Annotated in this window: 15 protein-coding genes, 1 other RNA gene and 1 CRISPR repeat array; of the genes, 2 read left to right on the plus strand and 14 right to left on the minus strand. The window is 57.5% G+C overall.

Annotation, left to right across the window (positions count from 1 at the left end; genetic code table 11):
* Window positions 1-102: 102 nt before the first annotated feature.
* Window positions 103-657 (minus strand): hypothetical protein, encoded by a 555-nt coding sequence (locus Q5H93_RS16400; protein ID WP_305007691.1) that lies wholly within the window; start codon window positions 655-657, stop codon window positions 103-105.
* Window positions 658-774: 117 nt separating this feature from the next.
* Here Q5H93_RS16400 and Q5H93_RS16405 point away from each other — a divergent pair, with 117 nt between their 5' ends.
* Together Q5H93_RS16405 and Q5H93_RS16410 are read left to right on the plus strand one after the other, a co-directional pair.
* Window positions 775-1,776, plus strand: a complete 1,002-nt coding sequence (locus Q5H93_RS16405; protein ID WP_305007692.1) for an acyl-CoA synthetase family protein — start codon at window positions 775-777, stop codon at window positions 1,774-1,776.
* A 13-nt stretch (window positions 1,777-1,789) separates the two neighbouring features.
* Complete coding sequence (locus tag Q5H93_RS16410) at window positions 1,790-2,224, plus strand: hypothetical protein (protein WP_305007693.1); 435 nt, start codon at window positions 1,790-1,792, stop codon at window positions 2,222-2,224.
* A 130-nt stretch (window positions 2,225-2,354) separates the two neighbouring features.
* On the opposite strand, the gene Q5H93_RS16415 is transcribed toward Q5H93_RS16410, so the two are convergent.
* The 13 genes from Q5H93_RS16415 to Q5H93_RS16475 form a co-directional block, all read right to left on the minus strand.
* A complete protein-coding gene (locus Q5H93_RS16415) occupies window positions 2,355-3,521 on the minus strand; it encodes a sigma-54-dependent transcriptional regulator (protein ID WP_305007694.1) in 1,167 nt (388 codons plus the stop codon).
* A 319-nt stretch (window positions 3,522-3,840) separates the two neighbouring features.
* An RNA gene (gene rnpB, locus Q5H93_RS16420) (RNase P RNA component class A) lies at window positions 3,841-4,323 on the minus strand.
* A gap of 168 nt (window positions 4,324-4,491) precedes the next feature.
* Complete coding sequence (locus Q5H93_RS16425) at window positions 4,492-5,256, minus strand: DUF6252 domain-containing protein (protein WP_305007695.1); 765 nt, start codon at window positions 5,254-5,256, stop codon at window positions 4,492-4,494.
* A gap of 195 nt (window positions 5,257-5,451) precedes the next feature.
* A complete protein-coding gene (locus tag Q5H93_RS16430; RefSeq protein WP_305007696.1) occupies window positions 5,452-7,317 on the minus strand; it encodes a M1 family metallopeptidase in 1,866 nt (621 codons plus the stop codon).
* Between the two features lie 74 nt (window positions 7,318-7,391).
* Complete coding sequence (locus Q5H93_RS16435; protein WP_305007697.1) at window positions 7,392-8,315, minus strand: metallophosphoesterase; 924 nt, start codon at window positions 8,313-8,315, stop codon at window positions 7,392-7,394.
* Between the two features lie 36 nt (window positions 8,316-8,351).
* Window positions 8,352-9,575, minus strand: coding sequence for a Smr/MutS family protein (locus Q5H93_RS16440; RefSeq protein ID WP_305007698.1), 1,224 nt, complete (start codon window positions 9,573-9,575; stop codon window positions 8,352-8,354).
* A gap of 151 nt (window positions 9,576-9,726) precedes the next feature.
* Window positions 9,727-9,945: a hypothetical protein gene (locus tag Q5H93_RS16445; RefSeq protein ID WP_305007699.1), complete on the minus strand. Its 219-nt coding sequence runs from the start codon at window positions 9,943-9,945 to the stop codon at window positions 9,727-9,729.
* Between the two features lie 18 nt (window positions 9,946-9,963).
* Window positions 9,964-10,389, minus strand: coding sequence for a hypothetical protein (locus Q5H93_RS16450; protein ID WP_305007700.1), 426 nt, complete (start codon window positions 10,387-10,389; stop codon window positions 9,964-9,966).
* Window positions 10,390-10,549: 160 nt separating this feature from the next.
* Window positions 10,550-11,191, minus strand: a complete 642-nt coding sequence (locus Q5H93_RS16455) for a zinc ribbon domain-containing protein (RefSeq protein ID WP_305007701.1) — start codon at window positions 11,189-11,191, stop codon at window positions 10,550-10,552.
* A gap of 303 nt (window positions 11,192-11,494) precedes the next feature.
* Window positions 11,495-16,006: a CRISPR direct-repeat array (repeat unit 29 nt; unit sequence ATTTCAATTCCACCCAGTCCGATTGAAGT).
* 206 nt (window positions 16,007-16,212) lie between these two features.
* Window positions 16,213-16,476, minus strand: coding sequence for a CRISPR-associated endonuclease Cas2 (gene cas2 / locus Q5H93_RS16460; RefSeq protein WP_305007702.1), 264 nt, complete (start codon window positions 16,474-16,476; stop codon window positions 16,213-16,215).
* Window position 16,477: 1 nt separating this feature from the next.
* Window positions 16,478-17,488 carry a type I-B CRISPR-associated endonuclease Cas1b gene (cas1b, locus tag Q5H93_RS16465; protein ID WP_305007703.1) on the minus strand — a complete coding sequence of 337 codons (1,011 nt, stop codon included), beginning with the start codon at window positions 17,486-17,488 and terminating at the stop codon, window positions 16,478-16,480.
* 23 nt (window positions 17,489-17,511) lie between these two features.
* Window positions 17,512-18,060, minus strand: a complete 549-nt coding sequence (gene cas4, locus Q5H93_RS16470; protein WP_305007704.1) for a CRISPR-associated protein Cas4 — start codon at window positions 18,058-18,060, stop codon at window positions 17,512-17,514.
* A gap of 59 nt (window positions 18,061-18,119) precedes the next feature.
* A complete protein-coding gene (locus tag Q5H93_RS16475) occupies window positions 18,120-19,208 on the minus strand; it encodes a CRISPR-associated protein Cas7 (protein WP_305007705.1) in 1,089 nt (362 codons plus the stop codon).
* Window positions 19,209-19,235: the final 27 nt, after the last annotated feature.

A 19,235-nucleotide genomic window follows, 5' to 3' on the forward strand; every position in this document is an offset into this window, starting at 1 on the left:
TCCCGCCATTTTTCTAGGGCTAGTAAAAGCCGGCGCCTAAATATTTAAAACGCCGCCCTCTTCCGAACCCACTTTTTTATTTTTAAACCCGCCACTTTTAACTTAATTTCCCAGAATAACGCTGGGCGTGGTAATCTCATTGCTGCGGTGCAGCGCCCGGTCCATGATGCTGATAACGAAGCGGACTTCGGTGCCGGGTTTGAACTCGTTTTCGAGGGTGAAATCCTGCTTGAAGCCCAACTCGCCTTTTTTGGCGGCTTTCTTGTCGCGGTCTTCTACCAGGGGCAGGAAATTAAACAAGCCATTGTAGGTGCCGCCGGCGGGTGGGGTGTAGGGCTCAAAGACATCCGTAAGCTCGTTTTTGATGTAAGCCTGGATAAAGTAGTTGTACTTATAAGCATCATCATCGTAGGGCGCTACGGTCAGGTCCTGGCCCGTCAGGCCCAGGTCGCCGTCGCCATCCTTGAAATTGACCACCACCACCAGCGTATCAACATCGATAACCTGTCCGGGATTATCGACGTGAATCAAACGGATTTCCTTGAGCGAGATTTCGGGTGTGGTAGAAATCTCGGGGGCCGTGAGGCAGCCGCTGAGGCCCGCCGTGCCCACGGCCAGCAGGCCGCCCAAGCTCAGGGTACGAAACAGATTCATCATTACGCGAAGTAAAAAAGGCCGGGCAGCAAACGCCAAACCCGCGCCGAAAGTACGTTTTCTCAACGAATACCCCCCTACGATAGTTTGCTGCTCGTTCGTTAACCAAGTTGCGAAAGTATGAGTTTCCGCTCCGATTTTCTGGCTGCCCTGCCGCAGCTTACGCCCGCTACCTTCGAGACGGCGGCCCTGCGCCTGTTTCAGTACCAGGCCGCGCACTGCCCGCCCTACGCCGCCTACCTGGCCCGGCTGCGCCGCGACCCGGCTGCAGTCAGTACGCTGACGGATATTCCGTTTCTACCCATTGAATTCTTCAAAACCCACGAGGTGAAAACCGGGCCTGCCGCCTGGGAGCCGCAGGAAATTTTCCTCAGCAGCGGCACTACCCTGCAGCAGCGCAGCCGCCACTTGGTGCGCGAGCCCGCCCTGTACCGCGACAATGCGGCCCGCATTTTCGAGCACTACTACGGCCCGCTCACCGGGTGGACTTTTCTGGCCCTGCTGCCTTCGTACCTGGAGCAAGGCCAGTCGTCGCTGGTGGCGATGGTGGCCGATTTTGCCCGCCGCTCGGGGCAGGCGCAGGAGGCTTTTTTCCTGCACGACCACGCGGCCCTGCGCCGTGCTCTGGCCGCAGCGAAGCAGGAGGGAGGCCGCCGCGTGCTGCTCATCGGCGTGAGCTACGCGCTGCTCGATTTCGCCGCCGAGTGCGGCCCCGTGCCCGAGCTGCAAGGTCTCACCGTGCTCGAAACCGGCGGCATGAAGGGCCGCCGCCGCGAGATGATTCGCGAGGAACTGCACCAGGAACTGCAGCAAGCCTTCGGCCCGGCCGGCATCCACTCCGAGTACGGCATGACCGAGCTGCTCAGCCAGGCTTACTCGCTCGGCGATGGCCGCTTTCACGCCACGCCGCCGCTACGCGTGCTGCTGCGCGACCCGTCGGACCCGTTTTCGGTGAGTCTGACCCGGGGCGACGGGGCCATCAACGTCATTGATTTAGCCAACGTCGATTCCTGCGCCTTTATCGAAACCAAGGATTTGGCGCGCATGCACCCGGACGGCTCGTTTGAGGTGCTGGGGCGGATGGATAACTCGGATGTGCGGGGGTGTAATCAGCTGGTATAGCAGCAACGCATTTATGACGACGAAAAAAGCGCTCAGACACTACGAGCAGATAGATAGAGAAATCGCGAAGGCCGCTTCGAGGTTCTCCCAGCAGCTCATGTCCAACTCAAAGTGGGTTCGCCTAATTGGTAAGCTGGTAGAGCATGCTGACAAGATTCTAACAATAGAATTCAAAAAAGTGCAACAAGACCGGATTGGCCAGTTACACTTGGCTGAAGACACTGAATTTGGATTCGACTATTGGCAAACAGGCTTTGAAGGGTGCAATTCGCTTGGCGGTTGGCTGATATTTAAGGAAATTGAGTACTTGTTTTTTCCGAGGGTTATCGACGCTGGCAAACAACTAGAGCAGGATTTACAGCAAATTGAAGCCATCATAAATAGTGTTGGTCAGTTCTCACTGGAAATGGATGAGGCGGGATTAAAACTGCACTGTTACAAAGAATAGTAAATAGCCAAAGAAAATAGCTAATAGGAACGCCTGTCATGCTGAACGCAGTGAAGCATCCTCTCACGCCGGAATAATTAATTCTAGCGTGAGAGGATGCTTCACTGCGTTCAGCATGACAGAACGGAGTTTACTTCCCCGCGTACGCCTTGGCGTCGGCTTCGGCAATAGTGTCGTCGCTCATAATCACCAGCCGCTCCACCACGTTGCGCAGCTCGCGGATATTGCCGCGCCAGTCGAGGCCCTGCAGGTAGCTCAGGGCGGCGGCGTCGATTTTCTTGGGCTTAGTGCCGTAGTCGGCGGCGATGTCGTTGAGGAATTTCTCAATTAATTCCGGAATGTCGTCGCGACGGTCGTTGAGGGCGGGCACCTGAATTAATATCACCGAGAGGCGGTGGTAAAGGTCTTCGCGGAAGTTTTTGTCGGCGATTTCCTGCAATAAATTCTTGTTGGTAGCGGCCACTACGCGCACGTTCACCGAAATTTCCTTTTCGCCGCCCACGCGGGTGATTTTGCTTTCTTGCAATGCCCGCAGCACCTTGGCCTGGGCCGAGAGGCTCATGTCGCCGATTTCGTCGAGGAAGAGCGTGCCGCCGTCGGCCTGCTCGAACTTGCCGATGCGCTGCTTCACGGCCGAGGTGAAGGAACCTTTTTCGTGGCCGAACAGCTCGCTTTCGATGAGCTCGGAGGGGATGGCGGCGCAGTTCACCTCCACCATCGGGCCGTCGGCGCGGGGGCTGAGCTCGTGCAGCTGCCGGGCCACCATCTCCTTGCCGGCGCCGTTGGGGCCGGTGATGAGGACGCGGGCATCGGTGGGGGCTACTTTTTCGATGGCCTTGCGCACGGCGCCCAGCGCCGCCGACGAGCCCACCATCTCGGAGCCTTTGGAGGTGACGGCGAGCTTCTTTTTGAGGGTTTTGGTTTCGGTGGTGAGCTTGCTGCGGTCGAGGGCGTTGCGCACAGTCACGAGCAGGCGGTTGAGGTCGGGGGGCTTGGGCAGGAAGTCGAAAGCGCCTTTCTTGGTGGCTTCCACGGCCGTATCGATGCTGCCGTGGGCCGACACCATGATGAAGGCGGCGTCGGTGCCGAGCTTGCGGGCGCGCTCGAGCACTTCGAGGCCGTCCATTTTGGGCATTTTGATGTCGCAGAGCACCACGTCGTACTTCTGCTGGATAAGCAGGTCGAGGCCGGCGGGGCCGTCTTCGGCCTGGTCCACCTTGTAGTCTTCAAACTCCAGGATTTCCTTCAGCGTGGTGCGGATGGCTTTTTCGTCGTCGATGATGAGAATGCGGGGCATGGGGGAGGGGCAAATTGGTTGCGAAGCCAAAGTAACGCAAACCAGCGGCAACGGTTAGCGGCTGGCCTCGCCAAGCCCGGCGCTCCACAAGCCTTGCCCGGTTTCCCTTCCGGGCTTGTGGGAGCTCCACAAGCCTCGTCCAGGTTCCCTTCCAGCCTTGTGGAACTCCCATAAGCCCTCCCCGGATTCCCTTCCAGCCTTGTGGAGCTCCCACAAGCCCGGAAGGGAAACCGGGCAAGGCTTGTGGAGCTTCCAGTAGCTGGCACGCATTGCCCATCACAAAAACGGCCACCCCGTTGCCGGAATGGCCGTTTTTGTAATGGGCAATGCGCCGCGTAAGCCGGGTTCTGTCCGCCACCCCGAGGGGCGGCGTCTCCACCATTTATCTAGGCCAGTCCTCGCGGAAAGGCTCCATCAACCTACCCGCTGGCGCCGGACGGGCCGCCCGGTGCCGCCTTCCCGAAAGAAAGCGACGTGCCAGCTTATTTGGTCTTTCAACCCCTGAGGTTTACCCAGCCGGCGTGGTCACCCAGCCGCTGGTGCGCTCTTACCGCACCTTTTCACCCTTACCCTATTTGAGTTATGAGTTTTGAGTTATGAATTTTGAGTTGGCATAACGTCAATTCAAAATTCATAACTCAAAACTCATAACTCCCAAAAGGCGGTTATTTTCTGTGGCACTGGCTGTCCCGGCCCGATTGGCCGGTCCTTCCCGTTAGGAAGCAGGGTGCCCTGCGTTGCCCGGACTTTCCTCCCCGCCCGCCGCCGGGGCAGCGGGCGCGGCGGTGGAGTGGCGCATTGCGTGGGGCAAAGGTACGCCGGCGAACGGTGGTGCCGGGCAAGAGCCCCGAAAAAGCGCCTGCCGGCCACATCAGCCGCGGGGCTGGCTGCCTTCGCATGCAGGCTCCACGCCCAAAAAAGCCCCCGCCGGCCGGGCCGACGGGGGCTTCTGCTGAAGCTTTAACCCAGGCTAGTACGCCAGATTGCTGAAGCTGCCGCTGATGGCTTTGTTGCCCGTGCCCCCGCCCGCGGCCGAGGGTACGGCCGTGGCCGTAAAGGTGCCCGATACCGTGCGCGGGTTGGTGCCCACGGCCGTGACGGTGAGTGTGCCCGTGCCGCCCGCGCCCATCGTGTCCCACTGCTGCGCGCTGGTGCCGCTGATAACGGCATAGGTCAGCATCGCCGGAGCGGTGAGCGGGAACGTGCCGGCCGCGTTGGCGAAGCTCGGTACGATGAGCGACACCGTCTGGCCGCTGGCGCCGCCCATGATGATGGCCAGCGAACCAGCCTGCGAAACCGCCGAAGCCGTGCTCAGGGCCACGGCCGTGCCGCCTACGGAGAGGGAGTTGCTGCCGGTGGTGGTGCCGCCGCCCGGGGTCCCGATGCGCGTGGCCATGACGGTGGGGGCCGTAGCCACGCCGCCGCCCGACACGGTTACGTTTTGCGGGGCGGGGGTGTTGTAGCCCGTGCCCGCTGTGTAGGTGATGGTGTAGGTGCCATCGGCCAGGTTGCTAAACGAGTAAGTGCCAGCAACGGGGCTGGTTTGCGCGTTAAAGGTCCGGTTGGCGTTGTTGGAGGCATTGACGATGTACACCGCCTCGGCCGGCTCAATCTGGCCGGTGATGGAACCGGTGCCCGAAACGTTGGGCGAGGGGTTGTCGGCGTCGCAGCCGGCCAGGAGCAGGGCCCCACCGGCCACTACGGTAAGCGTGAGCGTATGGAAAACGTTTTTCATGAGAAAGCTTGAACTTGAGAATAATAAATGAAGGATGAAGAAAGCATTCAAGCAAAGATAATAGCATAAACCGGGCTGCCAATCGTTGGCCCCCAAAGAGGAAAATATTTATCGTGACCAGCTTATCGACTTACCCACGGCGTTGGCTGCCAGGGCCGGCCGCTGCCGGCAAAATCGCCGGACGCGGCTGCCGAGCTATTTGCCCTCCCACACATTATCAGCCGGGTAGCTGTCGGGCGTTAGGGTGGCGCCCAGGGTCAGGCGCTTCACGGCCTGGGGGGTGGGCACGGGCACCGTCACGCTGGTGGCGCCGCTTTCCCACACGCCGATGCTGCGGTGGATTTTCTGGGTGGTGCCGTCGGCCAGCTGCACGGTCAGGTCCACCGGCACGGGCTTGCTGCCCTTGGCCTGAATGGTTACGTCGTAGCCGCTGCCGTTTTTCTTCACCTCCGCGATGGCCAAATCGGGGTAGCCGCCGTCGAAAAACCAGCGCTGCCAGAACCAGTTGAGGTTGCGCCCGCTGCCGGCATTCATCGAGTTGAAGAAATCATAAGGCATGGGGTGCTTGCCGTGCCAGCTGCGGATGTAGGTGTGCAGGGCCTGGGTAAACAGCTCGTCGCCGAGCAAGTCCTTCACGTAGAGGTAGCCCAGGCCGGGCTTGGGGTAGGAGTTGAGGAAGAATGCCTCGCCCGTTTGCTGAGTGCTGAGGGTGGTGATGGGCACGTCGCGCTCGGTGCCGGCGGCGCGGGCGTAGGGTGCAATGCCGTAGTCGTCGTCGAGCTTGGGGTCGATGAGCGGCGAGATGAGCCACTCGCCGATGGTGGCCCAGCCCTCGTCCATCCAGCCGTATTTCGTCTCGTTGGTGCCCATGTAAAACGGGAACATCGTATGGAAAATCTCGTGGTCGGTGAGCGTAATGGCGTCCTCGCGGGTAGCGGTGGGGTTGTCGTTCACCATCATTGGGTACTCCATCTGGTCCAACCCATCAAACACCGTTTCGTGGGCGTAGGGGAAGGGCCATTTGGGGAAGGTATAACTCATCGCCTCCACCGTTTTGCGGCTGAAATCAATGACTTCCTCATAGTCTTTATGCCGGGGGTTATATACCGCATCCACGCGGGTGCGGCGCCTGGTGGCGGGGTCCACTACCAGGCTGCTACTCTGCCACACGTAGTGGTCGGCGAGGGCAAAGACGAAGTCCGTCACGTCCTGCGCCTCGAAGCGCCAGGTGGTGGTGGGCGCCGTCGTGGCCGTGATGCCGCCCGCTTTCAAATCGGCCGGCGTGATGATGCTCGTGATGGCGTCCTGGGTTTCGGCGGTGCGCAGGCGCTGCACGTACTTTTTGGCCAGCACCTGGTCGGCGTTTTTAAGGTCGCCGGTGGCCCACACCACGAAGTTTTTGGGCACCGTGATGGCCGCCTTGAAGGAGCCGAAGTCGTTGTAAAACTCCTGCGAGCCAAGGTAAGGGTGCTTGTTCCAGCCGTCAATGTCGTCGTACACGGCAATGCGCGGGAAGAAGTAGGCCACGAAGGCCGCGCCCGGCTCAATCTGCCCCGTGCGCTGGTGCGAGCCTTTGTTTACAGTGTAGGAATACGTTACCTGCACCCTGGCCGTCTGCCGGCTGCCGATGGCGCGGGGCAGGGGCACGGTCAGGTTGGTGGCTTCCATTTCCCAGTCGCGGGCGGCGATGGCCTGGCCGTCTACGGTCAGCTTGTCGATGCGCATGCCCTCGTCCATGTCGGCCGGGCCCATAGCTTTGGCGCGGGGGGCGCCTTTCTGGTACAGGTTGGGGTAGAGCTTAAACCACAGCTGGTTCAGCGCGTCGGGGCTGTTGTTGTGGTAAGTGATGGTGGCCGTGCCCGCCAGCTTGCGCGTGGTCGGGTCGAAGCTCACGGCCAGGTCGTATTCGGCCGTGTTTTGCCAGTAGTTGGGGCCGGGCTGGCCGCCGGGGCTGCGGGTGCCCTTGAGGTAGGTAGCCTGAATGTCGCGCGGCACCGGCAGGGTAGGCTGGGCCAGGGCCGGCGCCGCGGCCAGCACGAGGAGAAGGGAAAGGAAACGCATCAAACGAAAAAAAGACGGGAGGTAGCCCGTCGCCAGCCGCCGGAGTAGCGGCCCATAAGGTAAGAAAACGGGGTTCAGGGCTGCACGCGCACAAGGCCTTCGGGGCGCAGCACCTGCTCGCCGTGCCAGCGGTAGCCCACCAGCTCGCCGCCCTTGGCCACGCTGTAGTCGAGGCACACGGAGTGGGGCGTGAGCAGGCGGGGCTCGTCGCGCAGCCAGTAGTGGCCGAAGAACACCGGCGTCTCGTCCTGGTAGTAGCTGGCGTCGGGCAGGGCGGCCACGTCTACCGGCTGGTCGAGCAGCGCTTCAATGGGCTCCAGGAAGTAGCTGTGGTAGTTGGCCGTAGCCGGGTCGAGCCACCAGGCGGTGCGCACGTTGGTGCGGCGGTGGCCGTCTTTATCCAGAAAGTGCAGGTCGTTGGGCAGGGCGGTTTCCTGGCCTTTCAGCGTTACTTCCAGGGCCTGGGCCTCGGGGCTGCCGCGGCGGCTGGAGGCCAGCAGGAATTCCGGGGTGAGCCGGTCGTCGGGCAGCCACGCGCGCAGCTGGGCAATGTAGCGGGCATCCCAGCAGGCGTGCACGGCCCGCAGCCCCGGCAGCTCCAGAAACAGCGGCAGCGTGCGAAACCAGGCCAGGTAGTCGAGCCACTCCTCATGGCGGCCCACGAACTCCTCAATCGTGCGCACGTGCTGCATGATATGGTGCAGGTAGTGGGGCCGCAGGTAGCCGCCCTGCTCCCGGTCGCGCTTCCAGAAAGCCAGCGCGTTGTACTCGTGGTTGCCCATGATGGCCAGAGCACTGCCGCCATCCACCATGCCGCGCACCACCTGCAGGGTTTCGCGAATGGCCGGGCCCCGGTCGATAAAGTCGCCCAGGAAAATGACCTGCCGCCCTTCCGCGTGCCGGTATACGCCCGCAGCATCGGGCGCGTAGCCAAGCTGGGCCAGTAGCTGCCGCAATTCGGCTGCATGACCATGAATGTCGCCGATGAGGTCGTACATTTTTTTAATTAATAATTATCAGTTAATAATTGTTAATTATTTCAACCGCACCAGCGTCGCCCCATACCCAAACTTGCCCTTTTGCGCGTCCTCGAAGAACTTAATGTCCTTGTTCCGGCTCAGCTGGCGGTGAATTTCCTTGCGCAGCGTGCCATTGCCCAAACCGTGGATAAAGATGATTTCGTGCATGTTGGTGGCCAGGGCCCGGCTCAGCGCGTCCTCGAAGGCATCGAGCTGCAGGCGCAGGATGGCGGTGTTACTCAGCTCCTCGGTGTTGTTGGGGCGCAGGGCTTCCAGGTGCAGGTCGAACTCGTGGGGCGGGGCCACCACGGGCTTGGCGGGTGCCGGGGCCACGGCGGCCACTACGGCGGCGGGCTTGGCCGGGGCGTCGCCGGTCAGCTGGGCTTTCAGGGCCTGGATGTCAACCGTCGGCTCTGCTTTCAGGGTAGCTGCGGGCGCCTCCTCGGCCAGCTTTTCCGGGGCAATGGCGGTGGCCGCCTTCTCGTCCAGCTGGTACAAGTAGGCATCCTTGCCAATGACGGGCGCCGGCTTCTTGCTCGAATAGAACGTGGTAGCTTTGAAAGCCTGCCGCTTGTTGAGCACCTCAAAGGCTGCATCGCCATTCAGCCTGAAGGGCAGCAACTGCACCACAGCGGCGGGCCAGGCTTCAAAATCCTTCAAATGCAAAAACGATAGCGCCTTGCTGCTGGCCTTGGCGGCCAGCTTGTCGGCAGCCAGGGCGCGGTAAGGGCGGCCCGCAGTTTCCTCACCGTAGGTGAAAAGCACTTCGGCTTCCGTGTTGTTAATCAGCGTGACGGCCAGCAGCTCCGGCGATTGCGGCACCAGGGCCAGGAATACGCCTTTGGGCGCGGCCTGCGGCGTGGGGGTGGGCGTCGGTTTAGCTTTAGCTGCGCCGGGGCCGCTGGAGGCTACGGCGGCCAGGGCCTCGGCCAGCGAGGGCGTAGCGGCTTTAGCTGGTGCTGCCCCTTGGTTGGACGCTACCGGCGCGGGGCGCTTGGTATTGTCCTTTTTGCTGGGCGCGCGGCCCGGGTTTTGGTTGGCTTTGCCGGGGCGGTAGGCCGTGGGCACGGCCGTGAAACTCTGGCCTTCTTCCGCGGCAATAACTACTACTTCGCGCCGCAAGACGGGAATGGTAAAATCATTATCAATGGCAACTTCCACCAGCTCGTTGTCGAGCAGGCGGGTAACGATGCCTTGCTCGGTGCCGGTGAGCAGACGTACTCTATCTCCTACGTTCATGTAATCTAAGGTTTTGCAAACACTCAACCGGCTCAGACGAAAACGGCCGGGCGGAACTGGGTGGGGCTCGGATGGGTCAAAAGTACGGCCTGGGGCCCGCCGATTGTTAAGCTACGATTAAAACACGGCCAAGGACGCCAACGTTCGCAACTTATTGGGCGTCCTTAAATGGGCGGGCCCGGGCTTCGGCGGTAGCCGCCGGCCCCAAGCGCTGGTACAGCCGCTGCCCCCAGCGGATGGATGGCAGTTCCAGCCAGTAGTAGGTGCCGTAAGCCAGACCCAGAAACAACCCGAAACTCGTACCCACGGCCAGCAGCAGCACCAGCCTATTGCTGCTGCCGAAGCAGAGAACCTTGAGTATGTCGCGCAAAAAAGGCTGGTGAAACAGCTAGATGCTGTAGCTGCATACGCCTACCAGCGCGGTGAAACGCAATAATTTCTCGCGGCGAAAAGCCGTGGCCTGCTCCAGCCGGTGCAAATACCAGTCGATGAGACAAACAAAGAACACAGCGAATGCAATGCGGTGCAACACCAGCAGCACGGTGGGGCGCGAGAGCGTGAGCAGCAGGTGGAAGGCCGCCAGCCGGTAGCCGCTGCCCGTAAAAAAGCGCTTCTGGTAGAAAATCAGCTCGCCCAGATAAGCACCCAGCGCCCAGACTATCCAAAGATTGAGTGGCAAAAGCCACACCCATTGCATGGGTAGCTGGGTGATGAGCTGAGTGCTCATCGTGAGCATGGCCAACAGCCCTACGGTCAGCGTGGCCCGGCCCATGCCCAGCCGCCGCCGGAGCAGCAGCAACGCCGGATAGAGCACAACATGCGCAGGCGGGGCGCCTCACGGGACCCCTTTGGGGCCAGCCCACTCTCCGAAAAAGGAGAGGGGGAGCCAGCTGGAAATTTTGTTGCCTAATTTGCCTGACGCAACACTAATGCACCTTTCGCCCGTTATTCGCCTTATCCCTCGCTGACCGTCATCAATTTTTCGTTCCGCACTCGGCACAGAATTTCTGCCCTGGCTTCAGTGCCGCTCCGCAGCCGGTGCAAAACCGTTCCTGCGCTACCTGGGCCGTCGGGTTGGCCGTGCCACAGTTGGGACAGAACTTCTGGCCTGCGGCCAGCTTGGTCTGGCAATTAGGGCACTGTACCAGCGGGTCGCGGTTCAAGAAATCCAGGTCTTTGGTGTAGTCCTGCTCGCGGGTTTTGGTACGAATCTGCTCGCGGGCGGCTAGCGACTGCTGGGCGCGCAGTTCTTCCTGCTCATCGGGGGCGCAATCTTCGCACAAGCCGGCGTTGGCGTTCCAGCACACGTCGGGACACACCCAGTGCCCGCAGCGCGTGCATTGCTTAAAATGCTGTTTGCCTTCTACCACGGCCGACTCCAAAGCCGAGTCGTGCGCCTTACCGCCCACGGCCCGCTGAATATGGTACGCTGCACTCTCCGCCCCGCTCAGGCCACTGAAAAAACTGCCGGCCGCATTCAGCAAGCTGCCCGCAATACCGATAGCATTGGGCTGAAAGCGCGACATGTAGCCGTTGCGGCACCGGTCGCAATGAAACTTAAACTGGAAGCCTTTATCCGTGGAAAGGTCGTCGTAGTTGGCAACGAATTGAATCATAGCGAAGAGAGAGCTGAAGTGCTGAGTTAGAACTGAAATACTAGTGAGTGGCACCGGTAGTAACCGGCCAGCCAGCAATGGCAGTTTAGTGCGATGTACGAACGCCTGCACATTAATGATAAGCTCAAAGTAGGGCGGCCAAGCTAAATTTCTTGCTGTCGCCACCAAATCAGTAGTTTTTCTGAACATTTTGGGCATAGTCAATAAGGCTGGCAGTATGTGGGATACTCGCTCTCCAGAGCGGTTTCAGGATTGGTATACAGGCTGTGGCTAGTAGTGCGAACAGCAGTAGTTCGCACTACTAGCTCAATTCCACCCAGTCCGATTGAAGTCGAAATCAACGCCGGCAAGGCCCCGAAGGACCGCAAATTTCAATTCCACCCAGTCCGATTGAAGTTCGTGCGCGCGAAGTAAGGGTCGATACCAGACCCCTATTTCAATTCCACCCAGTCCGATTGAAGTCGAGGCAGGTCACGGTGGGGGTGCACTCGTCGTCGCATTTCAATTCCACCCAGTCCGATTGAAGTGGGCCGGCAGGTACGGCAGAATGTATGCGTTGGGGTCATTTCAATTCCACCCAGTCCGATTGAAGTGAGCGCTGGGAGCGGGACAAGGCCAAGCGCACCTTTATTTCAATTCCACCCAGTCCGATTGAAGTGCGGTAGCAGTGGTTGCAAATGTGTTCGGGTGTCATATTTCAATTCCACCCAGTCCGATTGAAGTATAACCGATTTCGGCAGCAGGCTTGACCAATTCGCCATTTCAATTCCACCCAGTCCGATTGAAGTTAAATGACTTTGGCCCGTTCGTGAAGGCCGGTTCGTATTTCAATTCCACCCAGTCCGATTGAAGTCAGCAAGAAATCTGACTTCACGTCGATTCCTTTTTGATTTTAATTCCACCCAGTCCGATTGAAGTTTGGAACCCAGTAACCGGCTGCACCCGCGCCTCGGCATTTCAATTCCACCCAGTCCGATTGAAGTACGAGGGCACCGTTACGGGCGCAGGGCCCAATGCTAATTTCAATTCCACCCAGTCCGATTGAAGTCTGCGAGGGGTTGCGGCGCAGCTCCTTGTCCTCGTCATTTCAATTCCACCCAGTCCGATTGAAGTCCGCGTGGCTGGCTCCATACTGGCCGACCTACGACGTCATTTCAATCCCACCCAGTCCGGTTGAAGTTATCGACTTTGCGCAGCGTCTCGCCGGCCAAAATCATTTCAATTCCACCCAGTCCGATTGAAGTGCTCGGGCCCGGGCAGGCCGCCGTACTGCACCAACATTTCAATTCCACCCAGTCCGATTGAAGTACCAAAAAGAAGAGGCCGTGGACCCATACTGCTTTGCATTTCAATTCCACCCAGTCCGATTGAAGTCGTCGGCTGGTTTACCACGCCCGGCGGCTCGGTGATATTTCAATTCCACCCAGTCCGATTGAAGTCAAGCGTTTGCACCGGTTAAGCGCGTGCTCAATATCATTTCAATTCCACCCAGTCCGATTGAAGTCACGTTGGCCAGGTTCAGCCAGGTCACCGTGGGCAGATTTCAATTCCACCCAGTCCGATTGAAGTTAAGGCGCAGACTCACCGGGCAAGCATCCGTTTTATTATTTCAATTCCACCCAGTCCGATTGAAGTGCCGGCTTCAACCCGTTCACGGCTGCCAGCGTTGCCATTTCAATTCCACCCAGTCCGATTGAAGTTCTCAATCAGTAGCAGCGTCTCCGCTACCGTCTGCTATTTCAATTCCACCCAGTCCGATTGAAGTTTGAGCAAGCGGCAGGCTGGCCGTGACCTTCATCTTATTTCAATTCCACCCAGTCCGATTGAAGTGATAGCACCAGCCACAGCGCCAACAGCAGCGCCCCAATTTCAATTCCACCCAGTCCGATTGAAGTGTGTCACCGGCAAAACCCCCTCGGAGCTGAAGGAGTATTTCAATTCCACCCAGTCCGATTGAAGTGTGGACCCGATACTCTACCGCGAAGGATGGTATGCCATTTCAATTCCACCCAGTCCGATTGAAGTGGTAGTCCGGTTTGACACCGGCGAGGCGGCACACGAATTTCAATTCCACCCAGTCCGATTGAAGTGCGTTGGGCTGGGGAGCCGTTCAGCCGCACGTCGTATTTCAATTCCACCCAGTCCGATTGAAGTTAACCATTGCTGGACGATTCGGTATCCTTGTTATACATTTCAATTCCACCCAGTCCGATTGAAGTTCGGATAGGGCCAACGAAGCGGCCACTTTCCAGCTATTTCAATTCCACCCAGTCCGATTGAAGTGATATTTACAAAATCCTTGTGGGAACCCATGTGCATATTTCAATTCCACCCAGTCCGATTGAAGTGAGTGCGGGCAAGCTGGACGGGTCCGTTTTCAACAAATTTCAATTCCACCCAGTCCGATTGAAGTCGAACCCGTACGGCTGGCCCGGTCCGGCACTCTACCATTTCAATTCCACCCAGTCCGATTGAAGTCTGGGTGCTGAGTGTTTTTGTTGGTATCCATTACTAATTTCAATTCCACCCAGTCCGATTGAAGTGCAAAAAGTCGGACGCTGGCCAGCCCATGCTCCCCAATTTCAATTCCACCCAGTCCGATTGAAGTCACGGTGACTGAGTTAGGGCTGCTATTGCCACCGGTATTTCAATTCCACCCAGTCCGATTGAAGTTGGAGTGCTCCAGCAGGTCCAGTTCATACAAGGCCAATTTCAATTCCACCCAGTCCGATTGAAGTTCCGGCTCACGGCTTGGGTACTGTGCCTCCCGAATCATTTCAATTCCACCCAGTCCGATTGAAGTCTTGGTGGGCCGTGAATTCAAACGCCTCTATGACAAATTTCAATTCCACCCAGTCCGATTGAAGTTCAGGTTCGCCAAGTTGGTGCCCCGGCGCTTGGCAAATTTCAATTCCACCCAGTCCGATTGAAGTCATATGGTCGTTGCGGGCAATGCTGGCTTGAGCGGTATTTCAATTCCACCCAGTCCGATTGAAGTCGGCGCTGGGCAGTCGCAGGCCAGCAGTTCAGCGCCATTTCAATTCCACCCAGTCCGATTGAAGTGCTGGTGATAGGCAGCGTGGTTTCCCCGCCAGCCAATTTCAATTCCACCCAGTCCGATTGAAGTGCTCTAAGCTGCCCGAGGCCGAACAATTTCAGGATTATTTCAATTCCACCCAGTCCGATTGAAGTTTTATCCCCTACTGCGACGCCTGAAATAGCCACGGTATTTCAATTCCACCCAGTCCGATTGAAGTTTTAATTTTGGCTCAAATAAAAATTCATACTTTTAATTTCAATTCCACCCAGTCCGATTGAAGTAATGAATGAACCAAACGGCTTGCTAATCAGAATGCCATTTCAATTCCACCCAGTCCGATTGAAGTGAACTTCGACCAAAAGCTAGGCCGCGACCAATACCAATTTCAATTCCACCCAGTCCGATTGAAGTGCGCAATGGCGAAGAGGCGGCCGTGCCGATTGCTCGATTTCAATTCCACCCAGTCCGATTGAAGTTGATTAGAGAGTGACCAGAGCAGGCGCGGCCCCAGGATTTCAATTCCACCCAGTCCGATTGAAGTAACCCTACACCCCCGAATGATACACAGGGCTTCCTTATTTCAATTCCACCCAGTCCGATTGAAGTCAGTTAGCCGGCCGTAGCTGGCCGCCTCGTACCGGCATTTCAATTCCACCCAGTCCGATTGAAGTTAATCCGGTCCACGCCCGCATGTACCGCCGCCGCGCATTTCAATTCCACCCAGTCCGATTGAAGTTATGCGCTTCGGCTTCGTCGCTGGCCGCGTAAACGTATTTCAATTCCACCCAGTCCGATTGAAGTCGCTAGGCTACATCGACCGGTACGAGGCAAACCAACATTTCAATTCCACCCAGTCCGATTGAAGTTGCGGCCCGTGAACCCTTCGGCGTTGGCCTACCAAAATTTCAATTCCACCCAGTCCGATTGAAGTTGCCTGCTGACATCGTAGTGTGGGCATTTTTCAAGCATTTCAATTCCACCCAGTCCGATTGAAGTAATACTTCAACCGCCTGCAGAAGATGGCCGACGACTATTTCAATTCCACCCAGTCCGATTGAAGTGCGACAACCAGCGCCGCTTCACCATCACCCGCAACCTATTTCAATTCCACCCAGTCCGATTGAAGTCTGCGGCATCGGGCTTGGGTTGTTCAGCTTTATTAAATTTCAATTCCACCCAGTCCGATTGAAGTTCCATCGTCCCCAACTCCATGCTGGCCCCGGCCGCTATTTCAATTCCACCCAGTCCGATTGAAGTTGTCATCAACCCGCCAGCCTTTAAAGGTTTCGACTATTTCAATTCCACCCAGTCCGATTGAAGTCGCACACTGGGCAGTACCTTCTTCCGTCTTTGTACAATTTCAATTCCACCCAGTCCGATTGAAGTACTCCCATCCCTCCACGCACAGGCGCACGTCATTCAATTTCAATTCCACCCAGTCCGATTGAAGTCTGGCTTTTCCAAGTGTTCGGGTCTTTTTTATGCTATTTCAATTCCACCCAGTCCGATTGAAGTTAAACCCGTACATCCCGCATTTCTACCTGTCCGGTAATTTCAATTCCACCCAGTCCGATTGAAGTGTTGTCGTTATCGTGTACGCTCTCTGGAAGTTTCGCATTTCAATTCCACCCAGTCCGATTGAAGTTCCCTCCGCCCCTGGTGTAGTGCCTGGCGGTATCGAATTTCAATTCCACCCAGTCCGATTGAAGTGCGCGTCAGCCAGGCAAACGGCCAGCTCCAGGGCCAATTTCAATTCCACCCAGTCCGATTGAAGTCCGTTCATTATACCTGTAAAAATAGCTGCCAGCGCTTCAGAATCGCACATTAGCAGCTACAAAAAAGAGTGGAAAAGTCGTCGGTCAGCAGTAGGAAGAAAAGGATGGGGAAGCGACGACTCAGATAAACAAGAGGTTGCCGAATAAATGAATGCTTTGACAACCGGCAGTAAGCAAAGTAAATTCCAGCGACGCCTGCTAATATCTTATAAAAAGTCGCCTAATTGACTGCGTTCCTGGCCCCAGACCTCCTTTTCCAACCATTGTTGACTACGGCTTTTGAATACTAGGACGCTGTCTTCTTTCAGGTCCAGGAATGACTCTGCCTTCAAAAATAACTCCTTCAGCTTCACCTCGGAGATTTCGCCCTCAAAAACCGAGTTCTGAATCCAGTTCAGGTAGCGGCGGCACAGCTTGAGCATCTTGCCTACGCGCTTTTCGCGAATGTCATAAACCAGTAACACGTACATATTACCACCACGATTTAAAAGGTTGATACTCTTCGATGCTCATCAAGTGCTTGGTCAGCTTGTAGCATTCCAGCTTAATGAGGTGCTGGTAGGTGATAATGCGGTCAAGGCGACGGTGGCGAAATGTTTCGCGCAGGCGCTGGGAAAAGATTTCAACGAATATTTTACGACCTGATTCTTTCAGCAGACAGCCGTCGAATTCGCGCACGAAATGATGCGCCTGAATTTCTTTTTTGTTGAGTACGCGGAAGATGGTGCGGTCTACCAGCAGTGGCTTGAAGATTTCGGCCAGGTCGAGCGCCAGTGAGAAGCGGCGGTGGCCGGGCTCGTGCAGGAAGCTGATGGTTGGGTTGAGCTGGGTATGATAAATCTGTGACAGACAAGCGGCATAGCACAGCATGTTGCCAAAGCTCAGTAGGGCATTTAGCTCATTTTGGGGAGGCTGGGTGCTGCGGGTGCCAAAAGTGAAGCCCGGCACGTTCACCAATTGCTCGAAGCAGCGGTAGTACGTCTGCCGGATATTACCCTCGAAGCCCATCAGCTCCGGGATGCTGGTGGCGTGGGGCAGGGCCGACACATACAGCTCAATCTGCGCAATCTCGTCGGCCACCTGGCGGCCACGGCTTTGGTAATAGCGCAGGTTTTTGAGCAGGTTGTGGGCCGAGCCTTCGACGAACTTGCGGGCCAGTATTTGACGCTTTTTACCGCTGGTGTAGTGACCGGTTTGGGCCACCTGCAGCTTACCCGCCAGCAGGTACTCCTTCGCCATGAAGGAGCCGGTGTAGTGCTCGTAGTAATCGAAGAAATGTACCGAAATGCCTTTCTTACCCAAGAAATTATAGAGCGCGCTGTTGGCATCGAGCGAGCCGAAGACGTAGAAGTCGCCTACATCTTCCACGGGCAGGAAACGCGTCTGGCCCTCACCACCATCCTCGGTGTAGGCGGTGTATTTGAGGGTGTTGTTTTCCCGGCTCATGCGGCCGGGGTTGAACAGGTAGTAGGTTTTTTTCATTGCAGGAAAAGAGGAGGGGGTGTTTATAAGTAGGCAACCGACAGCGGTGGTAAATCCAACTCCACACCAGCTTCGCTCACATAGCAAAACTCGTAGTAGCTGCACTGCTTGCAAAACGGCTTGTTGATGACGGGTGGGCAGGAGGGAAGATTAACCAACTGCTCAATGGCTGCCTCCCACTGCTCGATGGCTGCCCGGTCGGCGTCCGTGAGCACCACCCGCTCGGTGCGGCGTATTTTGGGGTATTCCAGCAGGCCAGTAGGGTTTTCGATACCGTGGCGCTCCAGCACGCGCAGGTAGTACTGCAGTTGCGCAATGCTGGCGTGTTCCAGCTTGTTGCTGCGCTTAATTTCATGGACCACCCGCTCCTGGGGGTCGTAAAAATCAATCTTGATGCCATCAAGCTGCACTTCGCGGTAACGCTTGGCCCGCTGCGGATAGGCCGTTTCGTGCAGCAGCGTGCCGTCGGCTACGTTGGCGTGCGTCTGCTGGAAGCTGATGCCACTGTGAAACAGCCACAGCTTGCGGTGGCAGATGTGGTAGTAATTGATGTGCTTGCCGGTGAGGTGCATGGCGGAGCAAGGGAACTGAAGCAAAGAGGCTGCCTCATGCGAGGCAGCCTCTTTGCTGGTTATGCTGGTACGTTCTGATTCTCGTAATCAAACGCCCGCAAACGGGCCAGAATATCCTGTTCAGCCTGGTCAAGAGCATCAGCCGCGCCATAGGCTCCGGCAATGTACCCGCCAGCCGGGAGGGTAGTATACAGCTTGGCTCCGGCTGTTTCATCGAGCACGGGCTTGGCAGTGGGGCGCTCGGTGTCTTCGCGCAGTTGGCCTCGGATGGCCCCAGCCAGGTGGTTGGCGTTGTCGCTCACAGCTACGGCCAGCGTTTCCATCAGGCTGAACGTGCGGGCCTGATTGCTGGTGATGCGCCAGTTGACTAGGGCGTGGGCCAGGGCGGGCATGTACTTTTCGCGCTGCTCGCGCGGCGCCAGCAGGCAGGGACCGAATACGTTGCGGGATTCTGTCCAGCCCTGGGCCTTTAATTCCTCCACTTTGCTGGGGTGAAGTTCGGGCTCCAAAGTATTGGTTGATACACAGAACAGCGTGCGCAAGTCCACCGCCACGTCGTACACAAACAGGCCGGAAGCACGGCTGTGGTCAGGAATCCAAATACGGTTGGGTAGGTTGCGCTTGGTGTTGAGCAACAGCGCGTCAACTTCTTCTTTCGACAGCTCTTTGCCGCTTTCGTCGCGCACGCGCACCGGGTGGTGTGAGGGGTGAGAGGTACGGTCAAACGTCAGGTTTTCCTTCTGTTGCTCCAAGCCGCCCAGTAATGGATGCAGCGGGCGCATGGCCGAAATCGACAGCGGCGACCGGCGCTTGATGGTAAATTCACCGGTTTCGGCCCGCATGTAGCCGCCTAGCAACTGGTCGACGTGCGTAGGGTCGCAGGGCGACCACGGCTCTTTCTGCTCAAACTGTATTTCCTCAGCTTTCTTGCCCTTCTTTACCTGCCAGTTGAATGTGATAGGGGCGGGCGGCACGTTCAGGCCGGTGGTCAGCGCATCCATGATGCTGCGCTTAACCTGCTGCCCGCTCGAATACGCTTGGTTGGTGCCAAACTGCGGGTCGCGGTAATACTTTTGGCCGTCTTGCACGGAGAAAACGGTATGCTCGGCGTGACGCAGGCCACGCAAATAGATGTAAGGAGACTGCATGAGTAAGCGTTGAAAAAAGTGAGAAAT

Source organism: Hymenobacter aranciens (assembly GCF_030580865.1).
Taxonomy (GTDB): domain Bacteria; phylum Bacteroidota; class Bacteroidia; order Cytophagales; family Hymenobacteraceae; genus Hymenobacter; species Hymenobacter aranciens.